The sequence below is a fragment of the Microcystis sp. M113S1 genome, from assembly GCF_020246945.1.
Classification (GTDB): Bacteria; Cyanobacteriota; Cyanobacteriia; order Cyanobacteriales; family Microcystaceae; genus Microcystis.
In genome coordinates this window covers 1-7,760 of the sequence record NZ_JADBSA010000417.1, presented here as the reverse complement: position 1 = coordinate 7,760, position 7,760 = coordinate 1, and the positions used below count along the sequence as shown (strand labels likewise).

Genomic DNA, 7,760 nt, shown 5'->3' with positions numbered 1-7,760 from the left:
TGTCAGTCTGTAGAGCGACCATAAGACCAGAACAGAGTAAATCTGTTAAGGCAGGTGCGAAACCCCGCAAGGGAAAGAAGCAGAAACCTAAATCGTGAGGTTTGGGAATCACCGTCCGTTTACGGCGGTGAGGATGTCAAGTTGGATATACTAACAACACCTTAGCCTGTTGTCAATGTCCCCAACAGTTAAAAACTCCTGATATTCCTCTATACTTGCCGCTTGAGGGTTGAGATATTGCCCCAACTGTTGCGCCATATTCCGTAACCAAGCCGCATTATTATTATTTCCTTGTTGTTCTAACCCTGTTGCATAGTTTTCCATCACCTGCAAAAATTCGGGATCAATCAATTCCTGATTTGCTTGCAGAATATTGGGTTCCTCACCATTAGCACAAGTGAGCAACTGTTGAATTAAATTAACATAAGCTTGGGTGCGTTGTTCATCCATTGTTTTGATTGTGATTGTTATAATTATATTTATGATTGAGGAGGAAAAGGAATAATAATGTAGCGAATGACTGTTCCTAGTAAAGCCGTTCCCAAAATTCCGATTAACGTCCAAATCTGTGCCTTTTGAGAGCCTTTCAATTCTTTGGTATCTTCTTTTACACTTTCAATATCCTTTTCCAAACTATCGATTTTTTCCTCCAATCTAGCTTGTCCAACTTCTAAATTAGTGAGGCGATTATTCATTATTTCTAACTTTTGTTCCAGTCTGTCAAATCTTTGGTCAAACTTAGTGAGATATTCTTTAAGGTCTTGTTCAATAGTAACTGACATCTGATGATTCTCCTAATAATGATGCTTGTCAATATTATTGTATATCTTAATCATTAGCACAAGTGAGCAACTGTTCAATTAAATTAATATAAGCTTGGCTGCGTTGTTCATCCATTGTCTTAACTATGATTTTAATAATTATGATGATAATGGATTATAGCATATTATTATGGGTTAATGAACAAAAAACAGCGTAAAACCTATGATGCTATTTTTGCCGAACCCATTCGACGTAATATTGTTTGGGATGATGTAGTAATATTAATTAAGGCAATAGGAGGTATAGTGATTTAAGGAGATGATTCAAGAGTTCGTTTTGATCTCAATGATCTTTCCCTCAATATTCATTCACCTCATCCTCAAAAAGAATTAAAAAGATATCAAGTTAAAGCGATTCGTGAATTTTTAATAAATGCAGGAGTTGACTGATGAAATACAAAGGATATGAAGCAATTATTGAATATGACGAAGAAGATCGTTTATTTTTTGGTCGTGTAATTAACATAAAAGATATAATTGTTTTTGATGGTCTTTCCGTTGATGAATTAGAGCAATCTTTTCAGGATGTAATTGATGAATATTTAGCCGATTGTCAAGCTTTAAATAAAACTCCAGAGAAACCATTGTCTAAATCGTCGTCCTCCATCAATGCAGGATAAAAGATGATTAATTCCGGGAAGACTAGGCATGATTTAATTCAACTTCCACATAACAAGATTCTACACCTTGATTCAATTCCTCAGCAACTTCTAAATAAGACACAATAGCATCTTGAATATTATTGAGAGCTTCTTCTTTTGTCGTACCTTGAGAAGCACAGCCGGGTAAACCGGGACACCAAACAGCATATCCTTCCTCTGTTTGCTTAAGACTGACTTTATACTGCATATTTTTATAATAATAATCGTTGTCAGTTATTATAGCACGGCCATCATTAATCTCTGCTTCTGCTTGTAATACTTCTAATAAAAACCCCTGATATTCCTCTATAGTTCCCGCTTGAAGGTTGAGATATGTCCCCAACTGTTGCGCCATATTCCGTAACCAAGCAACAGGATTATTATTTCCTTGTTCTTCTAACCCTGTTGCATAGTTTTCCATCACCTGCAAAAATTCGGGATCAATCAATTCCTGATTTGCTTGCAGAATCTTATTCAGTTCCTCATCATCAGTACAAGCGAGCAACTGTTCAATTAAATTAACATAAGCTTGGGCGCGTTGTTCATTCATAAAATTGTCTATTTCTAGTTATAAACTATCAAATTCATCAACCCCTAATCCCGCTTGCCTTAAAATACTGCCAATTGTACCGATTGTTACCTCCTTATAACAGGGAACAATCGTTGTCCTTTTTCCTCCAGGAGTATCCTTGGCAAACTTAACATGACTCCCCTTTTGACTAACAACTTCAAACCCTGCCGCTTCCAACTTGCGTTTAATTTCACGATAAGATAAAGGCTTAAGCGGCATTGATTTCTACCTCTATCTTCTGTAATTGGGGAATAACTGTCGCACAAGGCGGTTCAAAATGTAATTCTAAAGCCTCTTGCAGATTGTTTAACGCCTCGGTTTCCGTTTCCCCTTGACTAGCAACATCAACCTCTAAACATTGGGCAACAAACCAATTATCTTCTTGAAAAATTCTCGCTGTAAATACCTGTCTCATTTTCACTTTCCTGATTGAGCTTTCCATGATTATATGTCAGGCTAGAATGACAGTCAATTAAATAATCATATAGATCATGCTTTAGACTTCTACATAACAAGATTCTATACCTTATATTCCGTAATAAAGCCGCAGGATTATTATTTCCTTGTTCTTCTAACCCTGTTCCATAGTTTTCCATCACCTGCAAAAATTCGGGATCAATCAATTCCTGATTAGCTTGTAGAATCTTATTGAGTTCCTCATCATCAGTACAAGCGAGCAACTGTTCAATTAAATTAACATAAGCTTGGGCGCGTTGTTCATTCATTGTCTGTACTGTGATTGATGTGATTGTGTGATGGAATATAATTTTTTCGAGAGAGCGACCCTATGATATAATATAATAAACTCCCATGATTGTCAAAAACAACCCAATTATAGTCGATCATTCAATCACTCTCAATCATAGTTTAGACATTATTAAGGACAAAGACTATGGACATCACCATTCATCTTAGCCAAGAACAAAGGGAAAAACTCGCCTACATCCAACAACATAGCGATCAGGATATAACTACCCTACTCAATCAAGTTATTGAGCAACAATATACCAAACTATACCCGCGTAACTCAGAGCCTCTTAAAGTGCTAAAAGAAAGCGGTTTTATTGGGTGTGGACAAGGTTCGCCCGATCTTTCTACTAACTATAAAACCATCTTGAAGGAAGAATGGTCAGCCAAACATGATTATAGTTGATACAGGCTTCTGGTTGGCTCTTGCCAATGAGCAAGATAATCATCATCAGCAAGCACAGCTTGTAATTCAAAGATTGCGAGAACCCCTAATAACAACCTGGTGTGTTTTCACCGAAACTTGTTACCTTTTGCTAACTCGTCTCGGTAATCATGCTCAACTGCTATTTATCCAAAATTTCTTAGCGGGTGGTTTTGAAGTATTTGAATTATAATCAAATCATGTTAGACGAATGCAACAACTCATGGAACGTTATGAAGATATACCAATGGATCTAGCTGATGCTTCATTAGTAGTATTAGCTGAAAACTTAGGACACGGGAGAATTTTAACATCAGATCGCCGCGATTTTTCAATCTATCGCTGGCAGGATAACAATACTTTTCAAAATTTATTCTTAGAATATCCTTAATACTTGGGAATCAAATGAATAGGATTTTTGTGATTGTGGGATTGTCTAAAAACAATCTAATCATAGTCGATCATTCAATCACTCTCAATCATAGTTTAGACGGTATTGCAATTAAGGATTACCCGAAATAACAAACCTACCCACTGCCACTAAAAACCCTCCTACCGCCGTAATTAAAATACCAATTAATGTCCAAATTTGAGCCTGTTGTGAACTTTTAATCGCCTTAACATCTTGCTTCAGATTATCGATTTCCACCTTTAATACCTGTCTTTCCCCCTTAGCTTCTGTTAAGTCAATTTTGATGTCTGTAACATCTTTTTGTAAATTCTCTAATTTGTGATTAATTTGAGCTAAAATTTCCCCTAGGTTTTGTTCAATTATCACTGACATTTCTATTTTTCCTCATAATAAAAAAGCTCCCCGAATCATTCCCCCTAAAACTCAAAAGTATTGACCCAGTTTTTGGATAGCAAAAAATAATAAATTTCATCCTTTTCACAAAGCATTTTTGTGGCCACGGTTCCAAAATTCGGGCTAGTCAAAGACTAAACCCGAACTTGACCGAGTTTTTTAATCCTCTAAACTAATCTTGACCGGATTAACTTTCCAAATCTCTTGACAATATTCCCAGATTGTGCGATCGCTAGAGAATTTGGCCATACGAACCGAGTTGAGAATCGACATCCGCGTCCACTTGTCCCGATCGCGATAAGCTTGACTTACCTGTTCCTGACAATCAGCGTAGGATTGATAATCAGCTAAAAGCATATACTGGTCATCGTAGAGGAGAGAATCAACGATCGGCCTGAATAATTCCGTGTCACCATGGCTAAAATAACCACTCTTAATTCGATCGATCACTCCCTTCAATTCGCGATTATTTTTGTAATAGCTCATCGGTTCATAACCGTGTGCCTTCTTAGCATAAACTTCTTCTGCTGTCAAGCCAAAAAGGAAGAAATTTTCTGCCCCTGCTTCCTCGCGAATTTCGATATTAGCGCCGTCCAGAGTCCCAATGGTGAGGGAGCCATTCATAGCGAACTTCATATTACCAGTTCCGGAAGCTTCCTTACCCGCCGTAGAAATCTGTTCGGAAAGATCCGCTGCTGGATAGATGCGTTGACCCAAAGAAACGTTAAAGTTAGGCAGGAAAACCAATTTTAAACGACCTCTGACATCAGGATCCTTATTAACAATTTCAGCTACAGCATTAGTTAACTTAATAATTAACTTCGCCATAAAGTAACCGGGAGCTGCCTTACCACCAAAGATAAAAGTGCGCGGCACGATATCGATCTGAGGGTTCTGTTTAATGCGATTATAAAGGGCGATAATGTGCAGAACTGCCAGATGTTGGCGTTTGTATTCGTGAATCCGTTTTACCTGCACATCGAAAATCGAATTAACATCCACCTCGATATTGCGGGTTTTCAGCATATAAGCCGCTAAATCGGCCTTATTCGCCTGTTTAATTTCATACCAACGCTGACGGAATGCGGGATCATCAAGGTATTGTTCCAGTTTTCGCAATTCCTTCAGGTCTTTTAACCAATCATCGCCGATTTTTTCGGTAAATAGTGCCGATAATTGGGGATTGCTCAATAAAATCCACCGGCGCGGGGTGACACCATTGGTTTTATTGTAGAATTTTTCCGGCCAGAGCATGGCAAACTCTTTCAGGGTGTCTTTTTGCAGTAACTCCGTGTGTAAAGCGGCAACTCCGTTAATCGAGTGACTACCCACACAGGCTAAATTAGCCATGCGAATTTGTTTATTACCCCAACCAGCTTCTTCAACTATCGACAATTTGCCCAATAATTCCTCGTTATCGGGAAACCAAGTCCGCACATCATCGAGGAAAAAGTGATTGATCAGGTAGATAATTTCTAGATGTCGGGGTAGCAGTTTACCGAGTAAATCCGCCGACCAACGTTCTAGGGCTTCCGGCAATAGGGTATGATTGGTATAAGCGAAGGTTTTTTGGGTAATTGTCCAAGCTTTTGACCATTCTAAGCCGTTTTCATCCACTAACAAACGCATTAACTCAGCGATCGCAATGGCGGGGTGAGTATCGTTCAGTTGAATAGCGGCGGTTTCGTGGAAGTTTTGCAGATTTTTGTGGCTTTTTAGGTGAATGCGAATTAAATCTTGCAGGGAAGCGGCCACAAAAAAGTATTGTTGGGCGAGACGTAATTCGCGACCGGCGGGGGTGTTATCGTTGGGATAAAGGACTTTAGAAATGGTTTCCGCGTCCATTTTTTCGGCCACGGATTGATCGTATAACCCAGCGTTAAAAGCCTCAAAATTAAACGATTCACTCGCTTCTGCTTTCCAGAGACGCAAAGCGTTAACCGTGTTGGTTTTGTAACCCGGGACGGGGGTATCGTGGGGAATGGCTAAAACCCGACGTTCCGGCAGCCATTGTACTCGTTCTTGTCCCTTATCATCGTGATAGATTTCCGTCCGGCCACCCAGTTTTACTTCCACACTTTCATCGGGACGAGGTAATTCCCAAGGATTGCCGAAGCGTAGCCAGTTATCGGGGATTTCCACCTGCCAACCGTCTTGGATGATTTGATGGAAAATGCCAAATTCGTAGCGGATACCGTAACCGATGGCGGGAATTTCTAGGGAAGCGAGGGAATCGAGGAAACAAGCTGCTAAACGCCCTAAACCGCCGTTTCCGAGGCCGGGATCCGGTTCCTGTTCGATAATTTCCTCAAAATCAAGACCTAATTCCTCGATCATCTCTTTGATTAGGTCATAAATACCCAAATTAGCGAGATTATTACCTAAATACCGCCCCATGAGGAATTCGGCGGAGAAATAGCAGACGAGTTTAACTTTTTCTTGTTTGTAGGTGTCGGTGGATTTCAGAAAACGACGCAGCAGGCGATCGCGAACGGTGTAGGCAAGGGCGACATAGTAATTGTAGGGACTAGCATTGGTGCGGTTAACCCCTTGCAAATAAAACAGATTGTCCAGAAAAGCCCGTTTTAGGGTTTCGGGACTCATGCCCGTGCGATCGTCTTCAATTAGGGTGGGGCATTGAAGTGCTTCACGCCCATCAGCTAGGGTAGAGGTTGTCTCCATGGGTTTTTGTTGTCCATATATTCGGGAGTCGATCGCCGCTCAGAATCTGATGACGATATCCCTTATAGTTTACCTAAAATGTCGGATGAATACCCCCGCTACATTTTTCGACAAGATACTCACCTTTGCGGGGGATGAAATCCGACCAGAATATCAACCGCGGAGCATCGGTTTAATTCCACCATCTGTGTGTAAACTGTATTATACTTAACCTAGCCAAGGGTCGAGGATTGTTAGATGCTAGTCGTAGAAGCAAAGCTAAAAAACGGAACACCAGAGCAATATCACCAGCTTGATGAAGCTATCAAAACTTCTCAGTTTGTGCGTAACTCTTGTGTTCATTATTGGCTAGACAATCAAGGGACAACCCGCAATGATCTCCAAAAACTTTGTGCTGTACTAGCTAACAATAAAGATACACCTTGGGTTAATAAACTAAACTCTCAAGCTCGTCAATCGGCTGCTGATAGAGCCGGGCAATCAATTAATCGGTTTTACCATAATTGTCGTGCCAAGATACCAGGAAAAAAGGTTTTCCTCGGTTCAAAAAGCATAGTCGTTCGGTTGAGTATAAACTAACAGGCTATAAGCTATCTGATGATAGACGTAAAATCAGATTTACTGATGGTTTTAAAGCAGGAGAATTTGATTTATGGTGTAGTCAAAAGACATTAGTTTATTATTCAGAACAACAGATTAAACGGGTAAGAGTTGTTAGACGTGCTGACGGCTATTATTGTCAGTTTCTCGTGGCTGTAGAACGGCAAGAATACCATAAACCAACGGGACAAATAACAGGAATTGACTTAGGGTTAAAAGAATTTTATACTGACGCTCAAGGCAATACTGTAGAGAATCCACGTTATTTAAGAAAGTCAGAAAAACGACTGAAAAAAGCACAACGACGATTATCCAAAAAGTTTCGTCAAGGAAACAAACAGTCTAAAAACTATCACAAGCAACGGATAAAAGTAGCTAAACTTCACTTGAAAGTATCAAGACAACGTAAAGACAAAGCAATTAAAGACGCTTTGGCGTTAGTCCAGTCTAATGATCTGGTAGTCTATGA

10 protein-coding genes and 3 pseudogenes are annotated in these 7,760 nt (G+C 39.7%); 5 read left to right on the top strand and 8 right to left on the bottom strand.

The annotated features are described in order from the left end of the window. Positions 1-150: 150 nt before the first annotated feature. Together IM319_RS21280 and IM319_RS21275 are read right to left on the bottom strand one after the other, a co-directional pair. Positions 151-450, bottom strand: coding sequence for a hypothetical protein (locus IM319_RS21280; RefSeq protein ID WP_287736846.1), 300 nt, complete (start codon positions 448-450; stop codon positions 151-153). 29 nt (positions 451-479) lie between these two features. Continuing rightward, positions 480-782 carry a hemolysin XhlA family protein gene (locus IM319_RS21275; RefSeq protein WP_002773297.1) on the bottom strand — a complete coding sequence of 101 codons (303 nt, stop codon included), beginning with the start codon at positions 780-782 and terminating at the stop codon, positions 480-482. A 315-nt stretch (positions 783-1,097) separates the two neighbouring features. Between IM319_RS21275 and IM319_RS21270 the strand changes: the two are divergent. Together IM319_RS21270 and IM319_RS21265 are read left to right on the top strand one after the other, a co-directional pair. Next, positions 1,098-1,211, top strand: a pseudogene (locus tag IM319_RS21270) (type II toxin-antitoxin system HicA family toxin); the annotation flags it as partial. Continuing rightward, positions 1,211-1,441 carry a type II toxin-antitoxin system HicB family antitoxin gene (locus IM319_RS21265; protein WP_287736844.1) on the top strand — a complete coding sequence of 77 codons (231 nt, stop codon included), beginning with the start codon at positions 1,211-1,213 and terminating at the stop codon, positions 1,439-1,441. The pseudogene IM319_RS21270 and the gene IM319_RS21265, both read left to right, overlap by 1 nt. A gap of 22 nt (positions 1,442-1,463) precedes the next feature. Here the strand turns inward: IM319_RS21265 and IM319_RS21260 are convergent, their stop codons facing one another. The 4 genes from IM319_RS21260 to IM319_RS21245 all read right to left on the bottom strand — a co-directional run bounded on the left by IM319_RS21260 (position 1,464) and on the right by IM319_RS21245 (position 2,758). Continuing rightward, positions 1,464-1,670 (bottom strand): type II toxin-antitoxin system HicB family antitoxin, encoded by a 207-nt coding sequence (locus IM319_RS21260; RefSeq protein WP_012264985.1) that lies wholly within the window; start codon positions 1,668-1,670, stop codon positions 1,464-1,466. Positions 1,671-2,030: 360 nt separating this feature from the next. After that, positions 2,031-2,252, bottom strand: coding sequence for a type II toxin-antitoxin system HicA family toxin (locus IM319_RS21255; RefSeq protein WP_286827437.1), 222 nt, complete (start codon positions 2,250-2,252; stop codon positions 2,031-2,033). Then, positions 2,242-2,448 carry a type II toxin-antitoxin system HicB family antitoxin gene (locus IM319_RS21250; RefSeq protein WP_002766390.1) on the bottom strand — a complete coding sequence of 69 codons (207 nt, stop codon included), beginning with the start codon at positions 2,446-2,448 and terminating at the stop codon, positions 2,242-2,244. Before IM319_RS21250 ends, IM319_RS21255 begins: the two co-directional genes overlap by 11 nt. Further along, complete coding sequence (locus IM319_RS21245; protein ID WP_287736842.1) at positions 2,408-2,758, bottom strand: hypothetical protein; 351 nt, start codon at positions 2,756-2,758, stop codon at positions 2,408-2,410. The genes IM319_RS21250 and IM319_RS21245 overlap by 41 nt, the downstream gene beginning before the upstream one ends. A gap of 167 nt (positions 2,759-2,925) precedes the next feature. On the opposite strand from IM319_RS21245, the gene IM319_RS21240 reads away from it, so the two are divergent. Continuing rightward, positions 2,926-3,186 (top strand): hypothetical protein, encoded by a 261-nt coding sequence (locus IM319_RS21240; protein WP_002773298.1) that lies wholly within the window; start codon positions 2,926-2,928, stop codon positions 3,184-3,186. Further along, positions 3,173-3,595, top strand: a pseudogene (locus IM319_RS21235) (type II toxin-antitoxin system VapC family toxin). Before IM319_RS21240 ends, IM319_RS21235 begins: the two are co-directional and overlap by 14 nt. A 111-nt stretch (positions 3,596-3,706) precedes the next feature. Here IM319_RS21235 and IM319_RS21230 read toward each other — a convergent pair. Both IM319_RS21230 and IM319_RS21225 read right to left on the bottom strand, forming a co-directional pair. Continuing rightward, complete coding sequence (locus IM319_RS21230; RefSeq protein ID WP_287079978.1) at positions 3,707-3,988, bottom strand: hemolysin XhlA family protein; 282 nt, start codon at positions 3,986-3,988, stop codon at positions 3,707-3,709. 180 nt (positions 3,989-4,168) lie between these two features. Then, positions 4,169-6,691, bottom strand: a complete 2,523-nt coding sequence (locus IM319_RS21225; protein ID WP_287684445.1) for a glycogen/starch/alpha-glucan phosphorylase — start codon at positions 6,689-6,691, stop codon at positions 4,169-4,171. A gap of 237 nt (positions 6,692-6,928) precedes the next feature. Here IM319_RS21225 and IM319_RS21220 point away from each other — a divergent pair. After that, positions 6,929-7,760 (top strand): annotated as a pseudogene (locus tag IM319_RS21220) (RNA-guided endonuclease InsQ/TnpB family protein); the annotation flags it as partial.